The following is a 22,523-nucleotide window of genomic DNA, read 5'->3' as shown; positions in this document are numbered from 1 at the left end:
GATGTCGATGGGAGCAGATCCTCCCGACAATGCAACGACGAACGTCCGTCGGCGGCGCGGTTGCACTCACGGGGTCGGTGCTCGTGCTCGTCCAGCTCGTCCAGGGAATCCAGCAGCTAGAGGGATTCGAGGGACAGACGAGCGCCGTCGTCTTCGCCGTCGAGACGGTACCGTTCCTGCTCGTCGCTGGCGCACTGGTCTACATCGGCTACTGGTTGACCGGGCAGTCGAAATACGAACAGGACCTCTCCCGGATCGTCGTCTGGGGCGTCGGGAGCACGCTGCTGTTCGCGTCGGTCTCGGCGCTCATCATCTTCAGCCAGCAGGCCAAGCCAGGGGTGGATATCCTTGAGGCGCCCGTCATCGCGATCAATCACGTTACCGTCGGCGCCGTTGTCGGCGCCCTCGTCGGGTTGTACGACGCGCAGGGACAGGCACACCAGCGCGCACTCGCTGCCGAGCGCGACCGCACCGAGCAGTTCGCGAAGAAAGCAATGGACATTAACACCTATGGCCGTGAACTCACCCGTAGCGACTCCGTCGACGCCGTGAGCGCGCTGTGTATCCAGGCGCTCCAAGGGTTTCTCGGGCTGACCGGGACGGCGTTCCTCATCGTCGGCGACGACGACTATCAGATCGTGGATAGTACGGTCGTCGACGTTCCCGACCGAGCGCTTGTCGAACTGGCCCGGCGGTCGCGCGACCAGGAGCCGACCACCGTCGTGGGCCACGAGTCGCTTCCGGTGCCGCTCGACGAGCGAGCGGACAGCGCAATCACCCTGCGGATCACCGACCTCGACGGCGCTTCGGCCGTGTTGCTGGCGCTGACTGACGATCCCGACGGTTTCAACGACGAGGACGTCCAGCTACTGGAGCTGTTGCTCGCGCACGCCGCAACGGCCCTCAATCACGTCTCGACGGCCGATTTCGACCGCTGATCACGTCGTCCGGAGGTTCCCGTGTGTCGGCTCGTAGATCTCGCCTTGCTGTTTGAGCTTCTCGATCTCGTGTTCGGCCTTCGACTCGTCGATCCCGACTTCCTCGGCGCGTTCGACCACGACGTCGACGGGCGCACCATCGTCGTACTCGTTCTGGATGTCCGCGATGATCCCCCTGATGTTCTGGATCCGGTCGCGCTGGCTCTTCGATGTCCCCGTCTCGACCACGTCAGCGTCGAGTTCGCCGGTCTCGGGATCGACGCCGATGTCCTGTAGCGACGACCGGACGATCTCGATGACTCGCTCGGCGTCGCGTTGCTCGACAGTGTCCGAGAGACGAACTCGGGCAGAGGATTCCGCCAGCCGGATGAGCGCCTCGATCTTCCGGGCGGTGACGGGGACTGCGGCGTCCTCGTCCTGGCCCTTCGAGCGCAGGTCGACGTAGAACGACTCGATCTCGTCTTTGGCCTCCTCGGTCATCGTCGGGAAACAGTTGCGCTTGGCGTAGGCGATGTACTTCCGCAAGAGCTCGGGATCGATCGTCGGATCGACCTCTTCGGTGACGGTCTCGACTTCCTCCTGTGAGAAGTCCGGCGTCGCGTTCTCCTGACGGTGAGTATGCAACTCACCCGCGTAGTTGGTCGTCAGGATGTGCTGGGCCAGCTTTCGATCCTTCTCCTCGTCGGGCTTGTCCGTGACCGTGAAGATCAGATCGAACCGCGAAATGAGGGCGGGCTCCAGGTCGATCTGCTCGCCGATCGGCTCGTACTGGTCGAACCGCCCGTACTTGGGGTTTGCCGCCCCGAGCAACGAACAGCGACTTTTCAGTGTAGCGTTAATTCCAGCCTTCGAGACGCTGATCGAGTTGTGCAGGACAACCCCCTGACTGACGAACGTGTTCGTCGGTTCGACAGTCACGTCGTAGACCCAATCAGTCGCATACTTGCCGTCATTGGGCACTGTCTCGATGTCCGTGACCTCGTAATACCGAAGCTCACACTTCTCTTCGAGGCTGTCGATACGGTGCTGGGATTCCTGGAGAGCGTCTTCGATCGCTCTCTCGGCACGGATCGCAAGTTCGTCACGACGCTGCTGATCGTAGCCGCCGTCTTCGGCGTAGTGGATCGCACTCGTCGTCTCGCCATCCAGACGGTCGGCGAGTTGTCGGCCCGACCAACCCACAGCAGTCCTGAGTTCTCCGAGCGTCTCGGCGTCTGCGATCGCTTCGCTCACTGTCACGACTCGCTCCCGCAACGTCGCGAGTTCTTCCTCGACGGTCTCGATCTGGACACCATACGCTTCGTCCAGATTCGGCCGATATCGGCCGGTCAATGACAGTCCCAGCAGTTTCCGAAGCGATCGTAGCTCCTCGGCCGCAGTCGGCGGCAACACGTCGTGGTGGCGTGCCGTCTCCTCGCTCCGCTCGGCGAACGCGACGGCCTCCTCGTAGCGGTCGTCCGCTGGTTCGACGACGCGTTCAACGAACCGCGCGGTCGAGTCACCCATCACGTAGACCTTCCAGGCGTCCTCCGCGCTGTCGTGATGGATGCGAGAGCCGACACCGATCTTCGAAAGCGCGTCGGCATAATCCTCGGCGAGTCCCTCAGACGCGGTCGAGAACGACATCGCCTCGCTCTCGACCCCACCGTCCCCCGCGAACGCACCGACGAGGAATCGCCGGATCGCTTCCTCTGACGCCCCGAGGACAGCCGACGGGATCCGCTTGTCACGTGCTGTGTGCATCACTTCGGGGAAGTTGCGTTCGAACCAGCGGTAGAGTTTCGTCGAGATCCACCGCTTGGTCACGGTTCCCGCCTCGTTCGTCGTATCGGTGCTCTCCATCCCGAACACGCCGTCCATGAGCCTGCCCATCCGGGCGAGGAGGCGCTCGTCCTGATTCGAGAAGCCGATCTCGTGGGCCGACCCGGCATAACTGTGACCCTCAGCCGTCAGCAAGCCCAGAATCTCGGCCAGATCGAGAGACAATTCCTCGGGCAGCGAGACGTCTTTCTCCGTGCCGACGTGCGCTTCGTCGTCAAGTTCGACTGTCGTGCTGCTGTTGGGGAGCTTCCGTGGTGCGGGGACGTACGCCCCTTCCTCGATGTCCTCGGCTGCCACCGTCCGAATATCGCCGCCGACGTCGGCGAACATCGGGTGTTCGGGCGTCACGATCACGTCACGGCCGTTCGAGAAGGTGACCCGAACGAATTCTTCGGGTGCCTCGTGGCGGCTCACGCGATCGATCGAGGTCTTGCGAACGTCGTTGTCGTCCAGATCGACCGTGTGGACGCCGGCGTCATCGGCCGGGAGTATCTCGCAGTCGACGCCGTCGACGACGTCCCCGGGGTTGTCGTCCATCCGCTCGTCGACGAATTCCCCGATCTCGACCCGTCGGCCGTCAGCGAGCAGTATCTCCGAATTCGGGTGGTAGGATTGTTGCTCGAGTGCTTCGTGCATTGCCGATCGATCGTCCGCGGCCATCTTGTCGAGTTCGTCGACTGCCGCGATCCCTTGATCGGCGAGAACGAGCGCACCAGCCTCTAACGTCCACTGCTGGCCGTCTCCGAAGTCGTCTCTAACAGCCGCAGCGGTGAGCCCTGCAGCACTGCTACCTTTGCCCGACGTATAGACAGATCTCGGGGCGATATTTTGGATATATGATAGCATCTGAGAGTTGTGAGAAATGATCCCGTTCGAGATGTAGCTGTGCGTTCCCTCGACTTCGAGATCGTATACCCAGTCGTCGTTGGGTTCGAGGCGCTCGATTGACTCGATTTTGTCCCACGAAATATCCGACTGAACAAGCGTCCGGAGGCGAAGTACGTCGTCAGTCACCGCCAGAGCGTCGTCAATTCGTCTGATTACTGTCTCTTTTGCGCTCTCGACGCGTCCGCCGTCCGGCACAACCCCGTTGCGTTCGTAATAGCTCACAGCAGTCTGCTCTACGTCCATCGAATCAGCCAGTTGCTGTTGTGACAGTCCCAGCTCTGTTCTCACGTCTGCGATGTCAGACCAGTCACCACGCTGGACCTTCCGTTTGGTATCCTGAAGCCACAGTATCCGGTCTTCGAAGGCAGCGAGAACCGTGGATAGGCTCTTCCGACTGGGGTTTCGGTCACCTCGCTCGTAGTGCTGGTACGTGGTCCTTGGTATTCCGCAATCGGACTGTGTGAGTTCTAGCGTCTCTCGTATCTGACGGAGTTCACCTCCGATACCTGGCACGACACCCGTATTCGTATTCTCGGTCGTGTCCCCGAATATCAACGAAGCGGTGGCCTTACGCTCGGTCACGAACCCAATCTGTTGAATGTAGGTCTCGAAATCGGTTCCGCTTATCCGGAGACGGTAGCTACCGTTCTGTCGTGGTTGGATTTGGGTTTCGATACCGAAACACAGCAGCAACGTCTGGATCCCATCAAGCAATTCGCGGCTCATCGAGGCAACGACAATCTCCCGCTCCTTGGGTGACACAGTCCCCTCACTATCGACGTATGCGCGCAGGAACGAACGCTTGTTCGGGATCGATGCACGCAGCAGACAATCCGGGACACGCTGCTCTGCCGACCGTTTCAAGATCGCCGGTTCGATTTCGCGGAGGAAGCTGACGAGTTCCGTGGACGAGCAACTGACGATATCGGCATTCTCACGAGTATGGTGCGTGCGTACCGAGTACCCCAATCCGAGCGATTCGAAACAATCACTGACGTCATCTATGATCTCTTCGTCCGCGTTTGTGACAGTCACGGACCTGCCTGATTCGTCATCCACTACGTATCCCTCGGCGATGATGTAACCGAGCAGCCGAGAGAAACGTTCGGTCAATTCGGTCGGTGTCTCGAGTTTGTTCGCGTTGGGCCTCTCCACAGTCCGGTGAGTGGCTTCGAGCGTATCATCCCACTCCCCGTCCAAGCGACCAGGCACAGCGACGAAGTCACCTGCTGTCAGTTGTTCGGCTCGACGAGTGTCAAGACCGAGATCGGACTGCACGAACAGTGGATGCGATGGTGTTACTGTAACCGTGCGACCGCTCTGGGTATGGACCTCGTAGAGTGTCTCAGGCACCTCTCGTTTCCAAACTTTCGTTACGGTACCTGTGGTTATCTTCCCATCGTCACCCACCGTCTGAATCTGGAAATCTGTGGGCTGGTAGACTCCATCCTCGATTTCTACCGGGTCATCGAGGTGGGACTCGACTATATCTCCCAACTGCTGTGATGTACCGTCTGGAAGTGTTACTTTTGTGTCATATTTCTGGCACTTTCCCGTACCGGGGTCGCCGATCAGAAGCATATGCAGGTCTCCACGGATCCGAGAGCCGTCCGGGAGGTCCTTCGAGACGCCCGAGAACAGCTGGAGGATCATCGAGAGTTTCTCCTGTTCGTAGCCGTAGATCGAGGGGGCGATCGCGCCGACCATCTGCTCGTAGATGTCGGGTTCGTTCGAGAGTTCGACGATCTCCTTTTTGTCCTCGTCGGTGATGTCCATCTCCTCGAACTGCTCGTCCTCGATCTCGACGGTCATCCCGTCCATGTACGTATCGAACATGGGGGTCTTCTCGTTGCCGCTCTCGCGCTGATCGAGCTTGAGGACGCCGGTCACGCGGACGTGATCGCCCGCCGTGACGTTGCCGGTGATGTCGTCTTCGATGTTGACGTCGATCGACTGAGGCGTCTCGCCGCCACGCAGCCCCTCGGGTGATTCCTGGATCCGGAGTTTCTGGGCGTCGATGAACTCCGACTGATCGAAGTTGATCCGGAACGGACCCTGGCGTTCACAGCCCTGGCACTCGTGGGGCTCCTGGAAGTCGCCGGTCGTCTGCGGGATCCGCGTCAGCGTCCCGCAACGCTGACACTCGAAGGCCGCGTCGGTCACCTTGGGACGGACTTCCGTGGCCTTGCGGACGATCCCCTGGACGCTGATGAGCTGGCCGCGGTGGTCCGCGCGAATGTCCCGGATACCCGTCGTCTCCGGGAGATTCGTGACCCGGACGTGTGCCTGTCCCAGCTTGACGTCGACGGGGAGGTCATAGAGCCGTAGCGCTTCCTCGGCGTATTCCTGCAGCTGTTCGGGCTGGTTGCGGACGTCCTCTGCCAGATCCGGGTCGAACCGGTAGAGGTCCTGCCAGTCGACGAACAGCGACTTCTGCTCGGAGGGATACTTCTGTGCGAGTTCGCCGATCTCGTTACGGTAGTAGTTCCGGTAGAACTCCTCGAAGCGATCGATGAGTTCGGTGTTGTCCGCGGTGGCCATTCGGTCGAACCAGGGTTGGGCGTACTCACTCAAGAAGGTTGGCAAACCGCGGCGGAAGTGTGAGGGCGACAGATCGAACCACGGGAGAGCGGCTGGTCCGGATCAAGAAACGAGGGGGTGGGTGCGGTCTTTTTCCCACGGGAAGACGGTCCTGCTCGCTCGTTGCACTCGCTGTGCGGGCTGCGACTTCCCTGCTCTCGCTCGCTTCGCTCGCGAGAACCCTGTTTTTGCGCGAGCGACCACCGGGAGCGGGCAGTCCAACACTTATCACGGGCCCGGTCGAACTCCAGGTATGCGTTTTGGTGTTCTCAGTACGGCGAAGATCGCGCGCGAAGACGTGATCCCCGCAATCCAGAAGAGCGACCACGAAGTGCTCGCGATCGCGTCCCGGGACGGTGACCGGGCGGCAGGCGTCGCGGCGGAACTCGACATCCCGCGGAGCTACGGGAGTTACGAGCAGTTGCTGGCCGACGACGACCTCGACGCCGTCTACAATCCCTTGCCGAACGCCCTCCACGCGAAGTGGACCCGTAAGGCAGCCGACGCGGGGTTGCACGTCCTCTGTGAGAAGCCGCTCGCCGAAGACGCCGAGGAAGCGGCCGCACTACACGAGTACTGTGACGAACGCGGCGTGACGCTGATGGAGGCGTTCATGTACCGGTTCCATCCACGGACGGAGCGAGCCGCCGACATCGTGCGCGAAGAGTTGGAGAGCGTTCACGCCGTCGACGCGTCGTTCAAATTCGCACTCAGAGGGCGGCCGGACGACATCCGCCTCGACCCGGACCTGGCGGGCGGCAGCGTCATGGACGTCGGTTGCTACGCGATCAGTGCAGCCCGCCTGTTCCTTGGCGAACCCGACCGCGTGTACGCGCGAACGCGAGATAGCCGTGACAGCGGCGTCGACACCGACATGGCAGCTATTCTGGAGTACGACGACGGATCGACCGCCCGGGTTGCCTCGGGATTCGACACGCCGGCGGTCCAGACCTACCGCGTCGAAGCCGAGAACGGCTGGCTCGAAGTCGAGACCGCCTTCGACATCGCGCCCGGCGAGCAAGGAGAGATCGAGTACGAAATCGACGGCCGACACGCGATCGAGCGGTTCGATCCGGTCGATCAGTACACGCTCGAAGTAGAACACTTCGCCGAGAGCGTCGCCTCCGGGACTGTACCCCGCATCGACGCGGCCGAGACGGTGGCCAACATGGCCGTCATCGACGCCGTCTTCGAGAGCGCGGCGGACGGCTCTCGCGTGGACGTCGATCGACCATACTAATTCCGATATATATTCGTACCTGAGCGGAAAGTTATGTTTTCTGTAGTCCTGTCAACTGCGATCAGTCCCCTGATATCAGGTCACCAGGCGACGGTACGGGAAGACCACCACCGCACCGACGACGTGGGATTTGACTAACACGTAAAGAACGATGTTGTTCGGCGACGTTGATCCCGATGATTGGGAGAATACGGCAGTGGTGGCCGTGTACAAGCGGTACAAGTCGACTGCCCAGGGCTTGACCCGGTGAGTTCACAGACGAGACGCCACGCCTGATACTGCCGGCCACACGTACGGACGGATATCCGGCGTGCAGAAATGATGGTCCGAATATGATTCGACTTCGAATGTGCTGTCTTTCGCCAAAGTAAAAAAATATCCTTTATGCATACTAATAGTTCATGTCTCACCTGTCATTCGCGCCTGCTGCAGGTGAGTAGCCCCTCACAGCGAGAGGTCGAACCGATCGACGAGGTACGCAGTCACGCGGTCAGCGCCACCGTAGAAAGCGAGATACACGGAGAGGACGAAGACGGCGACGACGACGATCGTATCTAGAAGCGTCGTAACGATCCCGTGCCATCCAATCAGCAGACCGAGAAGCGTGTTGAGAACGACTGTCCCGACGAAAAACGGCATGAAATAGACGAGTATCACGACTAGCGGCTGGCGGTCCGCCCATCGGTCGTACGTTCGCCTGACGATGCCGTACAGTGCCAGCGCGAACACGGCAAGTAACACGGCAGTCAGTCGTACCTCCTGCTCGATAGATGCGACCGTGATCGTCGCACCGGCTGTAAACGACGTCAGAATGGCGAGACTGATCGCCCAGAGTGCTGCCCGACCACGATCGTACCACTCGCTCATGCGTCGCGAATAGACAGGGCGACGTCAAAACGTTGCCGCTCGATTGCGGTGCCTCCGGTCGTACCGACGGCTGTGGAGCGTCGAAAGCGAGAAAAACAGCGAGAGGCCCGAACGGCTCTGGAACCGATCACCCGGCCGAGAGCCCTTCGGCGAATTGCTCGGCGAACAGTACGTAGATGATGATCGTCGGTAGCGCAGCCAGGAAGGCCGCAGCCATCCGCAGCGGGAAATTGGTACCGCTGAGGTCTGCGCCGATCCCTGAGAGGATCAGCGTGATCGTCGCCGCCTGGTCGGCAGAGCTACCGATCAGCGTCAGTGAGAACAGAAACTCGTTCCAGATCTGCGTGAACTGGTAGATGAGCACGACGCCGATCATCGGCGTCGAGAGCGGCAGCACGATCCGGGTGTAGATCCGGGTCACGCTGGCACCGTCGACCTTCGCGGCCTCGATGAGCTCTTTCGAGATAGTCTTGTAGTAGCTACGGAACAGCAGGAAACAGATCGGAATGCCGTAAGCGACGTGGGTGATCGCCAGTTCGGCTAGCGTCCCCCAGCGCTGGTTTGCGGGGATCACGGTTACGTTTCCGATGGCCAGTCCTTTGGCCAGCGGGAAGATATTCGTCCAGAAGTTATCAAGCGGCACCAGGATCGCCTGGTACGGGATGAAGATCCCGAAGACGAACAGCAACACAACTAGCATCTGACGCCGCCAGTCGACGAGCGTCAGCCCGTACGCAGCCGTACTCGCGAGGAGGACGTTAACCAACGTCGCTGGGACCGCCATCGCGAAACTGTTGACGAACCCGCGGCCAAGGTTATCGAGCGCCCTGGACCAGCTATCGAGGGTGAACAGCTCCGGACCCGGCGGTAAGAGCGGTTGAGTTGCTTGTCCGGGTGGTTTAAACGACGTGACCAGTCCCGTCCAGATGGGCGAGACGAAGAAGGCCACGAAGAGCATGATCACGAGGTACAACCCCAGCCGACGGTAGTTGAACTCCGGTAGTAAGCTAGCGATGCCGTCTCGGTCCGAGGTGGTTGTTTGACTCATTTTACAGTGCCCCCTCTCTGTACTGGTAGTAGAGGTACGGTGCGATCACCAACAGCGACATCGCGAGCAGGATCGTCGCGATCGACGCCGAGTACGCCCATTTCTGGAGCTGGAACGCCTCTCGCACCATCAGTGTCGCGAGAACGTCGGTCCCTTTTGGGGGCCGATAGGTCCCGAACATGGCATACAGGAACGTGAATATCTTCAGCGCGAAGATCATCAGTACGACGGCGGCACTGACCGACGAGGACTTCAGTTGCGGAATAATCACTCGCCAGTACGTCTTGAAGATGCTGGCGCCGTCGACTCTGGCCGCTTCGAACTGATCGTTAGAGATCGACTGCAATCCCGCCAAGAAGACGACCATCGTGTAGCCGCTGAACTGCCAGATCAGGGCGAAGATGACTGCACCGAGGACCAGTGACGGATTGCCGATCCAGTTGTATGGGCCCAATCCGAACAGGCCTATGACCGTATTAACCAACCCATCGTTGTAATTGTACATCCACAGCCAGAACTGGGCCGTGACGACGAACGACAGCGCCATCGGCAGGAGATAGATCGTCTGGACCTTGCTCTTCTCGCGGATGTCACGATCTAACAGGACCGCGAGGAACAACCCCAGAACCAGCGATACCGACGTAAACGCGACCAGCAGTACGAACGTGTTGCGAGCCGTCAGGTGGACTGCTGAATCCGACAGCGCCTGCCGGTACATCTCGAGATCAAGGTTTCCGTAGTCCGGGCGCTCGAGAAAGCCTTGGTAATCCGTCAGCGATATCAAGATATTCCAGATGATGCCGCCGTAGACGGCGAGACCCATCAATAGTAGTGGGATGCCCCAGTACGGGGCAGAACGAACGAAGTCACTCTTCCAGAAGCGACGCAGACGAGCGCGCCGGTCTTCGACGGCGTGCTCACCAGTACCTGCACCAGCTACCGCATCCTGTGAACTTTCCATGGGTGAAATGAATGCTGTTCTGCTATCAGGTTAGCCCACTATCCCTGCATGGCTGCCGCGTCGAGGAGAGCCGACGCAGCCGCTTCGACGTCGTACGGGCCCATGAAGTTGTTGCCAATGGCGGACATGGCAGCGTCCATCGGCTCCGGCGCCAGGGCGAGCCCGTGTGCGATCGTCGGCGGGAACTGATCCACGCTGTTGAAGTCGTCCGCCGTCATCTCGAGGAACGGCGTCAGCCGGCTCGTGTCGACGTCGGTTCGAAGCGGGATCGCCCCCTTGCGGTTGCCGAACTCGACCTGGGCGTCCTTCGTGCCGAGGAACTCCGCCCACGTCTTCTGTTTGACCGGCGTGTCGGTGTCACGTGCGAAGGTGAACCCGTCGATGTGGAGCATGTACATGTCTTCCGTGCCGGGATAGGCCATCCAGTCCCAGTCCTCCTGGTACTCGACGCCGCTATCCTCGGCGCGGTACATGCCGTACGCCCAGTTACCCTGCTGGATACAGCCTGCGTTGCCCTTCATCATCTCACTGTTGCCCTCAGTGAAGCTGATGGTCGAGGCGTCGTCGTTGATGTAGTTCTGCAGCATCTCCTTGGTGAGTTCCAGCGCCTCGACCAGGTGATCCTCGTCGCCGTTGCCCTCGATGAAATCCGTGTACGCGTCGTAGCCGCCGTCCATACCGAGGAAGTTCTGGAAGACGAGTTGCAACGTCGGCCACGTCGACGACATCGCGTGTGTCATCGGGTCCGCGTCGGTCTCGGTCTGGATCGTGTCGAACGCATCGATCAGCGCGCTCGGACTGTCGACTGAACTCGGATCGACACCTGCCTCTTCGAAGACGTGAACGTTATAGAACAGGTTGTTCATCCGGTGGGAGACCAGCGGAATGGCCCGATACTCATCGTTGAGCCGACAGAGTTCCGCAGCCATCTCGTTCATCGTGTCGGTGTAGTCGTTGTCCTCCCAGACGTCGGTGATGTTGCGCAGGAGGCCACCGTACTGTGTCAGGTTTTCACCCGGCCACGCCTGCCAGGCAGCAGGTGGATCCCGGTTGGCGAGTCGGCGGGCGACCACCGAGTCGAGGTTGACGTTCCCCGTACCACCGATCGGACGGAAGTCCGTCTGGAGATCGGGGTATTCGTCTTTGAACATCGACGTCAGCTTGTTGATGGCGTCGGCACCGTCTCCACCCGTCCAGGCATGGAGGACTTCGAGCGGGACGTCGTTCGGCGTCCCGTCTCCATTGCCGTTGCCGTTTCCGTCGTCGTTAGCGCTGCTACAGCCAGCTAGTCCAGCCACGACGAGTCCCGCAGACGTTCCCAAAACTTTACGACGCGTGATCGGACCATGACGTGCACTACTGTCTGGTGCCATACGTCTTGGTGTTCTACGTTCTCCTATATAGTAATTGTGGTGATCTTTAATAAACGTCTGAAGTCAGACCGGCGACTACCGCGGGGAAAGAACAGTGTGATGCGGCACGGTCGCCCGAAGGTATTCGACGAGCCGGGTCGCCGAATTCCTTACAGCCGGTGGTATCAGGCCGGCTCAGCGCCTCGAAGCGGCTGGTCGCTTTCGACGTCCTGGAGACTGCGGCTGTGCAACGCGTCCCCGGTTTTCGCGTCGAAAACGTGGATCGCACTTTCAGGGAGTTCGATCCCAACAGACGTGCCTTCTTCCACCGAGCGCATACCGCCGATCGTCGCGGTCAGCTCCGATTCGGTCCGGTCCTGCCCTTCGAACGCGAGGTGGACGGTGTTCTCGTTCCCCTGGGGTTCGACGACGCCGACGAGCGCCGGGAACTCGTGCTCTCCGGTCGGACTGTCGACGATGTCGATGTCCTCCGGTCTGATACCGAGAATCAACTCGGAGTGACCCTCTAGATCGGCACGCACGTCCTCGCTGAGCGAATACTCGAAGTGCTCGCCGACGAGCGTTCCGTCTTCCAGCGTGACCGGGAGAAAGTTCATCGACGGTTCGCCGATGAAGCCGGCGACGAACTGGTTGTTCGGTCGGTGATAACACTCCAGCGGAGTCCCAACCTGCTGGAGTTCCCCGTCGTTGAGGACCGCAATGCGGTCGGACATCGTCATCGCCTCAGTCTGATCGTGGGTCACGTAGATTGTCGTCGTCCCGAGGCTCTCCTGGAGTTGCTGGAGTTCGGTCCGCATATCTGCCCGGAGCTTGGCGTCGAGATTGGCCAGGGGCTCGTCGAGCAGGAACGCCTCGGGTTCGCGAACGATCGCCCGTCCCAGCGCGACGCGCTGTTGCTGGCCGCCCGATAGTTCGCCCGGTTGCCGGTCGAGCAGGTTGTCGATGCCGAGCAGCTCGGCGGCGTCCTCGACGCGTTCGCGTATCTCGGCGTCGGAGAGCTCAGTCGACTCTTCGAGGCCGAACGACATGTTGCCACGCACCGTCATGTGGGGGTAGAGCGCGTAAGACTGGAACACCATCGCGATGTCGCGCTCCTGTGGGGTGAGATTCGTAATCGGTCGGTCGCCCAGGTGGATCGTCCCCTCCGTCGGCGTTTCGAGCCCCGCTACCATCCGGAGCGTCGTCGATTTCCCGCAGCCGGACGGGCCGACGAGTACCAGAAACTCGCCGTCTCTGATATCGAGGTTCAGGTCGTCGACCGCGACGATATCACCACTCTCGTCCTGGAACACCTTGGTCACTCCGTCGAGCGTGACATTTGCCATGCTCGATTGTGCGGTATTCTGGTACAAATAGTTTACCCAAAAGATCGGAGAGGTCAGTCGACGGTCGGTTCCTCGGCGTACAGATCGGCGTCAGTACCGGTATCGAACTCCTCAAGGGTATCTCGGAGGGGGCGGGCGTACTGTGTCAGATCACGAGCGCGGTCGGAAATCTCCGTGAGTTCGGCGGCCTGCTCCTCGGCGGCACCGGCGACGATACCCGATTCGGCGAGCGTCTCCTCACTGAGCGTCGCGATTTCGCTGATGCGGGCTGCGATTTCGTCCAGACGCTCACCATGTGCTCGGACGTCATCGTCGCCATGTTCAGCGAGGGTTTCGAAGGCTGCAGCGAGGTCGTCGATCTCGCGGGAGATCTCCTGCAGCTGTTCCTTCTGTTCGTCGGCGTCGTCAGCGATCCGCTGGACGGAATCGGCGACGTGACCGCTTGCGACCCGAACGCTATCCGAACTCGTCTGGAGGAGTTCCCCGGTGTCCTCCACTTCGACCGCGAATCGCTTGAGTTGACCGGTCGCGCGCTCTAGTTCTGCAAGCATATCGTTGAACGAGGTCGCGATCTGATCCATCGAGTCGCTCTCGCCGTCGGGCTCCAGACGCTGGGTCAGGTCGCCGTCCGCACAGCGACGCATGATCCGTGAGTACTCTTCGGCCTTCTGCTGGAGATACTCGTTCATTCGCATCGCTTCGGCGCGGGAGACCTCAGCTTCCTTGCGTGCACGCTCGGCTTCTTTGATTTGCTGCTGGAGCGAGCGACGCATGTTCTCGAACCCGTCGTACAACTCACCGATTGCGTCGATCCGGGTCGTCGTCTCGGTCGTCTCGAGGTCGCCCTCGCGCATCCTGTGGGCCCACTGCCGGAGCCGATTGATGTCGCGAGTCGTGTTGTATCCGATGGCCGTTCCAAACAGACCGACCAACAAAATCCCGCCAAACGTCGCGAGTTTCCCCCAGCGCGAAATAGCCAGCATGAAACCGAAGACGTTCGAGCGCGGTTCGTGAACGAGCACGGTCCAGTTCAGATCCACGTTCGAGACCTCGACAGGTGCATAGCCCACGGTATACTCTTCGTCCAGGATCGTCTCGTGTGGCGCCATGTCGGGGACGACGCCGGCTTTCTGGTCAGTCTCTTTCAGTTCGGATGCGAGACGGACGGGGCGCATCGCGGTTCCGTTCCCGTATTGATCGCGACCGGGAATTCGGTCGCCGTCGTTAGTCGCCTGAATGGTCCCCTCGTCGTCGACGACCATCGTGACTCGACCTTCGGTATCGGTGTCCAACGACATCGCGAGATCCGTGACGGAGTACTCCATCACGAGATATCGGTCCGGATGCCCAGTCACGGGACTCACGAACGCGACGACGGGCGTGTCGCCGATCCGGTGAACGCTCGTGACGTGGACATCCATCACGTCGATAGAGTCGAACGGTGTCTCCCCGACCCAGGCCCGTCGCGTCTGGTTGAGCTGCCTGTCGGCGATGAGCTGTGGGCTCGCGACGACCCGAGCGCCCGAATCTGACACGTTCAATAGATAGATAGCATTCACGCCGTATACGTTCCCGTCTGTCGTCGCCAGCTCACTCCGGATGTCGAATCGGGCGCCCGGCTCGGTATTGCTAAGCGCATCGTTCTTCGAGGCAAGCGTGACCGAGATCGAGTTGCGCTCGATCCAGGTTTCCAGGGTGTTTGCCTGTTGCGACGCCAGATTCTGGTACTCTTCTTCGACGTTCTGTTCTACCTGCTGTGAGACCACACCGGTCGCTGTTGCCCCCATGATCCCGATGGCAACGCCCATGATCGCCACTACAAGTGCGAATTTTAGGGTGTACCGGCGACGAACCACATCGGGGACGATCCGGCTCAATACCGACGGTTCGCCGGACTCGGTCTGATTTTTCCCGGTGTCTGGACCGCTCATTGTTCTATTCGTACATTGATAGTGGAGGTACGTGTTGGTATATGTTCTGGCTGAGAACGAATCCAGCAGGTGAGCCGCGTGGGACAGCGCTGATCGGCCAATCGTTCACTATTAGAGAACGGACGGCGAGACGATCCAGTCAGTCAGCAGCGGTATCGCGTCCCAAACCGCCGATTGCTCGCTCTGACTGCAGCCGACAGTAGCTCTCCCTCTGTTTGTCCTCAAATCGTTCACTATCCGTGAACAAAAGGACGAGTTGATGCAGTACAGCCCACAGAGACTCTCTACGGAGTCAGTCGCGAATCGGCGAACGGCTCCTTCGTCGCGGCCGGTATAAATCAATTCGCATCGGCGCCCTACTGCGAGCGGTCATACTATGGCCATGATCCCGAGAGTATAGAAGGGGCGAAACACCGAGGGAGTCGCCGAAAAGCGGTACGTGATCGACTGGGGCGTCTCGGCCGGGATCGATACCCGTTTGGCAGGTTTTCACTGCTCACGCCGTTCACTTCTCGAAAACGAGACGTACGGCACAGAGCTCGTCGCAGAGGGGACACCCACAGTTCTGTATCGCCGGCCTACAGACGGCGTTCACTAGGCCCAATCACTGTCGACGACTGATCCGCCATGACAAAAATACGATTGTAAGCTACGTATCGTAGACCGGCGATAGCCTCTGACATGCTGCCGGGTCGAGCACATCTGTTCACACAGAGCGAACGATATTTGTGCCAGCGGTGCGTTCACCCAGTTCATGGCCCGGTCAGACGGCAAGGAGATCAAGGCAACCCGGACGAGTTTCGCGGTTCTCGAAGCGGTCGCCGAGCTGGACGGAGCCGGCATCAGCGAACTCGCACGGCACCTCGATCGTTCGAAGGGTGGGATCTACAAGCACGTCCACACGCTCGCGGACCTCGGTTATCTGGTCGAACGCGACGGCGCGTACCGACTCAGTCTCGGCCTGTGGTCGCTCGGTGCGACCGTGCCGAAGCGAGCGGTACCGGATCGCGTCGAATCGATCGTCGACAATCTGGCTGCGTCGGTCGGTCACGTCGCGACACTCGTACTGTACGAGAGCGGGCGGACGATCGCCACTTATATACGACGTCCGACGAGTACCGCGAGCCAACCGTTTCGAGAAGGCGAATCGCTACCACTGCACGCGACGGCGAGCGGGAAGGCGGTCCTCGCATTCCTGCCGGACGAGGAGCGAAACGCTGTCTTCGAAGGTGAACTCGATACGTATACCGATGCGACACTCACGGACCCGGAGACGGTCAAGAGCACACTCGAAACGATCCGCCAACAGCGACTCGCTCGCGACGACGGCGAGTATCGGACTGACATTGAGTGCCTCGCCGCGCCGATCCTCGACGACTCTGGATATCCTCGGGGCGCTGTGGGCGTCAGCCGAAGTCGCGAGGAATCGGGCGATGACGAGCTCGATACCGACGCCAGCCTCCTCGTCAGCGCGTCGAAGTCGATCGAAAACGCGCTGACGGAATAGCGCACGAATCACAGAGTGTTGTCACAGATACACAGTCAACTGCCCTGCGCACGGTGGCGCGGGGCTTGTCAGTGAACTCGGCCTCTGACCCAAGTGGGTGGACTGGTGTATCCAGTCAACTCAGCGTCCTCGCTCCTGACTTCAGAGCGTATTGACTGACGCTCCTCCGACCGGACGGCTGATGGCCCCGCCGGAGATACAATTCCGCGACGTTCTTTGCGGCGTTATAATCCGCGTGATTCGACTTCCCACACGACACGCACTCGAACTGCCCGGCGTGCCGGTTGTCCTCGTGCGTGAACCCACAGTGGTTGCACCGCTTGCTCGTGTTCCGTGGACTCGTCGTGTCCACGAACAAGCCCTCGAACTCCGCTTTGTACTCCACGTAGTCCTTCAACTTGCGGAACGCCCACTCTGAATGCCACGCTGCGTCGGGCAAGTCCTCCCGAATCCCGTCTAACTCTTCGAACACGATGCCGTCGCAATCGTGGTCAAGGGCTTCCTCCACGATACCGTTCGCCACGCTGTGGAGGACGTGCTTCACGTACCGTTCCTCGCTCCCCGAGAGGGATTCGATGGTTCGGTGTGCGGATTGCGTGCCCGTCTGCTGAAGATTACCCCGTGTTTTCTCGAATTCGCGGCGGTGGTGGTTGAGTTCCGCAGCGTCGAAGAACCGCGCCGTACTCGTCACCGCAATCTGGTTGACGCCGAGGTCAACACCGAGAACCGTTCCGTTCTCAGTCACTGCCTCAGTCTCGTCTTCCTTCGGCGTGCGGTAGCCGAGGTGAATGTACCAGTCACCGTCTCTGTAGTGGAGTGTGCTTTCCGTGTACTCCCACTCGTCGCTGTCAAGATACTCGTGCTGGTAGCCGTCCTCGCCCTCTGGGAGACACAGGTCGGCGTGGACGCGACTGTGGTCTCCGAGCGTGGTGAGCGAGATCTTCTCTTGGTCGGGGAAGACGGTAAGAGTGCGTCGGTCGTACGCCATCGTCCGACTCGTGAACTGTGGGTGGCTGGCTTTCTTCCCGTTCTTGCGACGTTCGATGCAGGATTTGATTGCACCGGAGACCTCGTGGCAGGCGAGCGTGGCGTGCTGGTCCCCTAGCTTGGTGTCCTGCTTGATTCTATCTTTGGCGAGTTCGCGTACGTCTGACTTGGTGTGGCACTCGTTCCACGCGAGGCCACTAGCGAGATTGCATCCGTCGAGCCACTCTTCGATGGTATCGTGGAGGAGTTGCCCGTCCTCGCTGCTGCGGAGGGTGAGGCGGGTGATGAGCGTTCGACGGTGGTACTCGTCCGACGCCACACGTTCAATGAAGTGTTCTACACTAATGAAATCCGGGCCGGGTGTCGGCTTCAACTCCGCCCACGGTGTTGACGCAAATAGAAGATTTGCGAAAGCCGAAAACCGGAGGTTTTCGGAAGGGCGGGGAATCCGCCTTGGCTATCGTTTGAAACGTCGCTCTCGACCACATCGATGAGCGGGCGGCATAGTAAAGAAACTCATCCATAGTTCCTACCATTTTGAATGTATTTTGGCACCTAGTCATACTACACGCTATCATATATTCGATATAGGTTATTTTTATGTCATTACAAATGATTCAAATTTTAGTGGTATTAAACTCCCATACCCTCAGAAATAGTCCTGAATACCCACATAAACTAAAATATTATCTGTTCACGTGTACACTGTATAAATCCACCTACGTCACTGACAGCCAGTAATACACGATCCATCGTGTACAAGAACCCTCTGCGACATATTATACTCTATTAGACTAAAACAATAAAGAAACTATATTACGGTTTATGACTCACCCGGTTTTATCCAGGACACGTCAAAGCAGGCGAGTGCCCAACCTGCCACAGCCGGTCGCCGAGAGTGTGTTGGCCGCACTCACAGCCGGTCAGCTATGTCCTCGGCGAAATACGTCAGGATGAGATCCGCCCCGGCACGCTTGATCGAAAGTAGCGACTCGTAGGCCGTCTCCTCGAGATCGAGCCATCCCTTCTCGGCGGCGGCGTGGAGCATGGCGTACTCGCCGGAGACGTTGTAGGCCGCGACGGGATGATCGAAACGTTCGCGCACGTCGCGCACGATATCCAGGTACGGCAGCGCGGGTTTGACCATCAATACGTCCGCGCCCTGCTCGACGTCCAGTTCGACTTCGCGGATGGCCTCCCGGCTGTTAGCGGGGTCCATCTGGTAGTGGCGTCGATCCCCGAACGCGGGTGCGCCGTCGGCCGCATCCCGGAAGGGGCCGTAGAAGGCCGACTCGTACTTCGCGGCGTAGCTCATGATCGGCACGTCCGCGTGCCCTTCCTCGTCCAGCGCCTCGCGGATCGCGCCGACCATCCCGTCAGTCATCGAAGAGGGCGCGACCATGTCCGCCCCGGCCTCGGCGTGAGAGACCGCCGTCTTCGCGAGCAGTTCGAGCGTCGGGTCGTTCTCGACGGTGAGCGTCGGCTCGTCGTGGGCGTGCGGTTCGATCACGCCACAGTGACCGTGCTCGGTGTACTCACACAGGCAGACGTCGGTGATGACGTAGGCGTCGGTCTCTGTGGTAATCTGCCGGACGGCCTCCTGGACGACGCCCTCGGCGGCCCAGGCGCGCGATCCCTCTGCGTCTTTCGATTCGGGGATTCCGAACACGATGACCGCCTCGACCCCGGTCTCCCGGATCTCAGCGACGCGATCAACCGCCTCGTCGATCGGGACGCGCTCGTGGCCGGGCATCGACCCGATCGGGATTCGCTCGTCAGTCGTCGCGTCGACGAACACCGGCGCGATCAGGTCGCTGGCGGAGAGATCGGTTTCGCTGACCAGTCCCCGAATTCCGTCGCGTCGAAGGCGACGCGGACGTGCTGTGAGGTCCATGCCGTCTCTTCGGGCCGCACGTAGAAAACGTTGGCATCGCCGTACGGTCGCGAGTCCGCGGGCCGAAGCCAATCGGCGCTCCCGAAGCGGCTGTCCCTACGAGGTCGCTTCTTTGTACTCGTTGACCAGCGCCTGCATCGACTCCTTGGCGTCGCCAAAGAGCATGGACGTGTTGTCGCGGGCGAAAAGCGGGTTCGCGATCCCGGCGAAGCCGGGGCTGAGACTGCGCTTGTTGACGACGACGTGACGAGCCTCCTCAACGTTGAGGACCGGCATCCCCGAGATCGGGCTCCCGTCGTCCTCTTTTGCCCGCGGGTTGACGACGTCGTTGGCACCGGTGACGATCACCAGGTCCGTCTGAGAGAAGGTCGGGTTGACCTCTTCGAGTTCGCGCATCTTGTCGTAGGGGACGTCCGCCTCGGCGAGCAACGCGTTCATGTGTCCTGGCATCCGTCCCGCGACCGGGTGGATCCCGAACTCGACGTCAACGTCGTTGTCTTCCAGCAGTTCCACGAGTTCTGCGACGGCGTGCTGGGCCTGGGCGACGGCCATGCCGTATCCGGGGACGATGACGACCCGGTCGGCCGTCTCCATGAGCATGACGACTTCCTCGGGCGAGGTCTCGGTGATGTTGCCCTCGTAGAGGTCTTCCATCTCCTCGCCGCTGTCGTCGCCGCCGAGGCCGCCGAAGAAGACGTTCGCCAGCGAGCGGTTCATCGACTCACACATGATGATGGTCAGGATCATCCCCGCCGCGCCGACGAGCGTCCCGGCGATGATCAACACGGTGTTGTCCAGGACGAACCCGGTCGTGGCGGCCGCCAGTCCCGAGTACGAGTTCAAAAGCGAGATGACGACCGGCATGTCCGCACCGCCGATCGGAACCACGAGGAACACGCCCAACAGCAGGGCCGCCGCGACGATCACCCAGTAGACGGGCATCCACTCGGCGGTAGGGATGCCGCCGAACAGCGACGGCTGGGCGACGAGGACGACTCCAGCAGCGACGGCGGCCACGAGGAACGTAGCCTTGATCACGTGCCCGGTAGTGGTACTGACCGGCGATTCACCGACGATCCCGTGAAGCTTCCCGGCGGCGACGAAGCTCCCGGAGAAAGTCACGGAGCCGATGAGCGCAGCGATAGCCGCTGTCGCCGTCAGGCCGACGCCGAGGTCGCCGCCGCTGGCGAACGTGTCGATCAGTTCCGCGCCAGCGACGACCGCCGACGCGCCGCCACCGAACCCGTTGAACAGCCCGACCAGCTGCGGCATCTCCGTGGTCTCGACCGCGACTGCGAGATACGCCCCAATCGCACCACCGATCAGCAGCCCGGCCGCGAGGACGGCCGGCGAGAGGATCTCGAACCACAGGACCGTGACGACCACAGCGAGGAACATCCCGCCGGAGGAGATCAGGTTCCCACGCGTCGCCGTCCGCGGGTGAGTCATATCGCGCAGGCCCTGGATGAACATGATCCCGGCAACGAGGTACACGAACTGTAGCACCTGTTCGTCCAGTTGCTGGGCGAGGATTCCATCAGCCATCTCAGCGACCCCCCTGACTGAACTCGCTCAACATGAAATGACTCACGAGATACCCGCCGACGACGTTGATCGTCGCCATCACGACCGCGACGAATCCGAGCGCGGTCGCCAGCGTCGTCGACCCGGAGCCGGCGACCACGACCGAACCGAGCAAGGTGATCCCGGAGATCGCGTTCGCACCGGACATCAGCGGCGTGTGCAGGTTCGTCGGGATCTTCGTGATGATCTCGTAGCCGACGAACGCCGAGAGCACGAACAGCGTCAGGTTCCCGACGAAGCTCATGCCTCGCTCACCTCCTCGGCGTCAGTCCCGTCGCCTGAGGCCGCTTCGTCCTCGTCAGCGCCGCTGGCGTCCTCCTCGTTGGCGTCTGCCGTCTCGTCGGAGTCCCCTTCGTCAAGGTCGTCTTCATGCGGATTCCGGACCGTGCCGTCGTGGACGAGCAGCGTCGAGTTGACGATCTCGTCGCCGAAGTCGAACGCCAGTTCGCCCTCGTCGAGGAGGTTCTCCAGGAAGTTGGCGACGTTGTTGGCGTACTGTCCGCTCGCGGTGTGACTGATCTGGGAGGGCAAGTTCGTCGGCCCGTAGATCGTCACGCCGTCGTGTTCGATCGTCTCGCCCGCGACGGTCGGTTCGCAGTTGCCACCGGTCGGGGCCGACAGATCGACGACGACCGAGCCGTCGTCCATGGCTTCGATCATCTCCGTCGAGACCAGTTCCGGCGCGGGTCCCCCCGGGATCGCGGCCGTCGTGATGAGGACGTCCGACTCGGGGACGACCTCCTGCATCTGCTCGCGCTGGGCGGCGTAGAACTCCTCGTCCATCTCGCGGGCGTATCCCTCCTCGTCGCCCGACTCCTCGGTCTCGAGGTCGAGTTCGACGAACTTCGCGCCGAGGCTCTCGACGTCGCGTCTGGCCTCCAGGCGGATGTCGTAGGCCTTGACGGACGCGCCCAGGCGTTCGGCCGTCGCGATGGCCTTGAGTCCGGCGACGCCCGCCCCGATGACGAACACGTCCGCGGGACGGATCGTCCCCGCTGCGGTCATCTCCATCGGGAACATCTTCGGGAGGTCCGCTGCGGCCAGCAGACAGGCCTTGTAGCCGGCCAGGCTGGCCTGCGAGGACAGTGCGTCCATGCTCTGGGCGCGGCTGATCCTGGGAATTAGCTCCAGGGCGAACGCGCTCACGCCGCGGTCGGCAAGCGCCGCGAGCTGTTCGTCGGTAATCTCGTACGGGCCGAGCATCCCGATCACGACTTGCCCCTCGCGATACTGCTCGATGTGGGGGTCGTCGACGGCACCCAGCGCCTGCACCTGCAGTATCACCGTCGCTTCCTCGAAGACCGTCTCACGGTCGGCGACGACCGTGCACCCAACCGATTCGTACTCGCCGTCGGCCCAGCCGGCACCCTCGCCGGCACCGGACTCGACGTACACCTCGTGTCCGTCTTCGACCAACTCGGCCGCGACTGGCGGGACGAGCGCGACGCGGTCTTCCTCACCGACCTCGTTCGGTACGCCGACGATCACGACGACACCTCCCACGACGGGCGCGACGGACGTGCGTTCGTCTGCCCGTGCCCGGCGTGCAGCGTGTTGTGTGCCATTGTCCATTTCCTCT

15 protein-coding genes are annotated in these 22,523 nt (G+C 61.0%); 3 read left to right on the top strand and 12 right to left on the bottom strand.

What is annotated here, in order from left to right; all coding sequences use genetic code 11:
- Nucleotides 1-29 precede the first annotated feature (29 nt).
- Nucleotides 30-938, top strand: coding sequence for a hypothetical protein (locus OB916_RS07310; protein ID WP_315908641.1), 909 nt, complete (start codon nt 30-32; stop codon nt 936-938).
- On the opposite strand, the gene OB916_RS07305 is transcribed toward OB916_RS07310, so the two are convergent.
- Nucleotides 939-6,188 (bottom strand): LAGLIDADG family homing endonuclease, encoded by a 5,250-nt coding sequence (locus tag OB916_RS07305; RefSeq protein ID WP_315908640.1) that lies wholly within the window; start codon nt 6,186-6,188, stop codon nt 939-941.
- Between the two features lie 292 nt (nt 6,189-6,480).
- Here OB916_RS07305 and OB916_RS07300 point away from each other — a divergent pair, with 292 nt between their 5' ends.
- Nucleotides 6,481-7,467 carry a Gfo/Idh/MocA family protein gene (locus OB916_RS07300; RefSeq protein WP_315908639.1) on the top strand — a complete coding sequence of 329 codons (987 nt, stop codon included), beginning with the start codon at nt 6,481-6,483 and terminating at the stop codon, nt 7,465-7,467.
- Between the two features lie 444 nt (nt 7,468-7,911).
- On the opposite strand, the gene OB916_RS07295 is transcribed toward OB916_RS07300, so the two are convergent.
- The 6 genes from OB916_RS07295 to OB916_RS07270 form a co-directional block, all read right to left on the bottom strand.
- Nucleotides 7,912-8,334, bottom strand: a complete 423-nt coding sequence (locus tag OB916_RS07295) for a hypothetical protein (RefSeq protein ID WP_315908638.1) — start codon at nt 8,332-8,334, stop codon at nt 7,912-7,914.
- A 127-nt stretch (nt 8,335-8,461) separates the two neighbouring features.
- Complete coding sequence (locus tag OB916_RS07290) at nt 8,462-9,382, bottom strand: carbohydrate ABC transporter permease (protein WP_315908637.1); 921 nt, start codon at nt 9,380-9,382, stop codon at nt 8,462-8,464.
- A gap of 1 nt (nt 9,383) precedes the next feature.
- On the bottom strand, nt 9,384-10,343 hold the full coding sequence (locus tag OB916_RS07285; protein WP_315908636.1) for a carbohydrate ABC transporter permease: 960 nt from the start codon (nt 10,341-10,343) through the stop codon (nt 9,384-9,386).
- A 38-nt stretch (nt 10,344-10,381) separates the two neighbouring features.
- Nucleotides 10,382-11,641 (bottom strand): ABC transporter substrate-binding protein, encoded by a 1,260-nt coding sequence (locus OB916_RS07280; protein WP_315908635.1) that lies wholly within the window; start codon nt 11,639-11,641, stop codon nt 10,382-10,384.
- 239 nt (nt 11,642-11,880) lie between these two features.
- Nucleotides 11,881-13,041, bottom strand: a complete 1,161-nt coding sequence (locus OB916_RS07275; protein WP_315908634.1) for an ABC transporter ATP-binding protein — start codon at nt 13,039-13,041, stop codon at nt 11,881-11,883.
- 53 nt (nt 13,042-13,094) lie between these two features.
- Nucleotides 13,095-14,972 carry a HAMP domain-containing protein gene (locus OB916_RS07270; protein WP_315908633.1) on the bottom strand — a complete coding sequence of 626 codons (1,878 nt, stop codon included), beginning with the start codon at nt 14,970-14,972 and terminating at the stop codon, nt 13,095-13,097.
- 754 nt (nt 14,973-15,726) lie between these two features.
- On the opposite strand from OB916_RS07270, the gene OB916_RS07265 reads away from it, so the two are divergent.
- Nucleotides 15,727-16,479: an IclR family transcriptional regulator gene (locus OB916_RS07265; protein WP_315908632.1), complete on the top strand. Its 753-nt coding sequence runs from the start codon at nt 15,727-15,729 to the stop codon at nt 16,477-16,479.
- Between the two features lie 115 nt (nt 16,480-16,594).
- Here the strand turns inward: OB916_RS07265 and OB916_RS07260 are convergent, their stop codons facing one another.
- The 5 genes from OB916_RS07260 to OB916_RS07240 all read right to left on the bottom strand — a co-directional run bounded on the left by OB916_RS07260 (nt 16,595) and on the right by OB916_RS07240 (nt 22,516).
- The gene (locus OB916_RS07260; protein ID WP_315908631.1) at nt 16,595-17,785 is read right to left on the bottom strand and encodes an RNA-guided endonuclease InsQ/TnpB family protein; all 1,191 of its coding nucleotides are present in this window, start codon (nt 17,783-17,785) and stop codon (nt 16,595-16,597) included.
- A gap of 594 nt (nt 17,786-18,379) precedes the next feature.
- The gene (gene hemB / locus OB916_RS07255; protein WP_315908630.1) at nt 18,380-19,360 is read right to left on the bottom strand and encodes a porphobilinogen synthase; all 981 of its coding nucleotides are present in this window, start codon (nt 19,358-19,360) and stop codon (nt 18,380-18,382) included.
- A 96-nt stretch (nt 19,361-19,456) separates the two neighbouring features.
- Nucleotides 19,457-20,905 (bottom strand): NAD(P)(+) transhydrogenase (Re/Si-specific) subunit beta, encoded by a 1,449-nt coding sequence (locus tag OB916_RS07250; protein WP_315908629.1) that lies wholly within the window; start codon nt 20,903-20,905, stop codon nt 19,457-19,459.
- Nucleotide 20,906: 1 nt separating this feature from the next.
- Nucleotides 20,907-21,188: an NAD(P) transhydrogenase subunit alpha gene (locus OB916_RS07245; RefSeq protein ID WP_315908628.1), complete on the bottom strand. Its 282-nt coding sequence runs from the start codon at nt 21,186-21,188 to the stop codon at nt 20,907-20,909.
- On the bottom strand, nt 21,185-22,516 hold the full coding sequence (locus OB916_RS07240; protein WP_315908627.1) for an NAD(P) transhydrogenase subunit alpha: 1,332 nt from the start codon (nt 22,514-22,516) through the stop codon (nt 21,185-21,187). Before OB916_RS07240 ends, OB916_RS07245 begins: the two co-directional genes overlap by 4 nt.
- Nucleotides 22,517-22,523: the final 7 nt, after the last annotated feature.

It is taken from the genome of Halapricum hydrolyticum (assembly GCF_025517535.1).
Classification (GTDB): Archaea; Halobacteriota; Halobacteria; order Halobacteriales; family Haloarculaceae; genus Halapricum; species Halapricum hydrolyticum.
The sequence above is the reverse complement of the archived record's forward strand: the minus strand, read 5'-3'. Positions and strand labels throughout refer to the sequence as shown.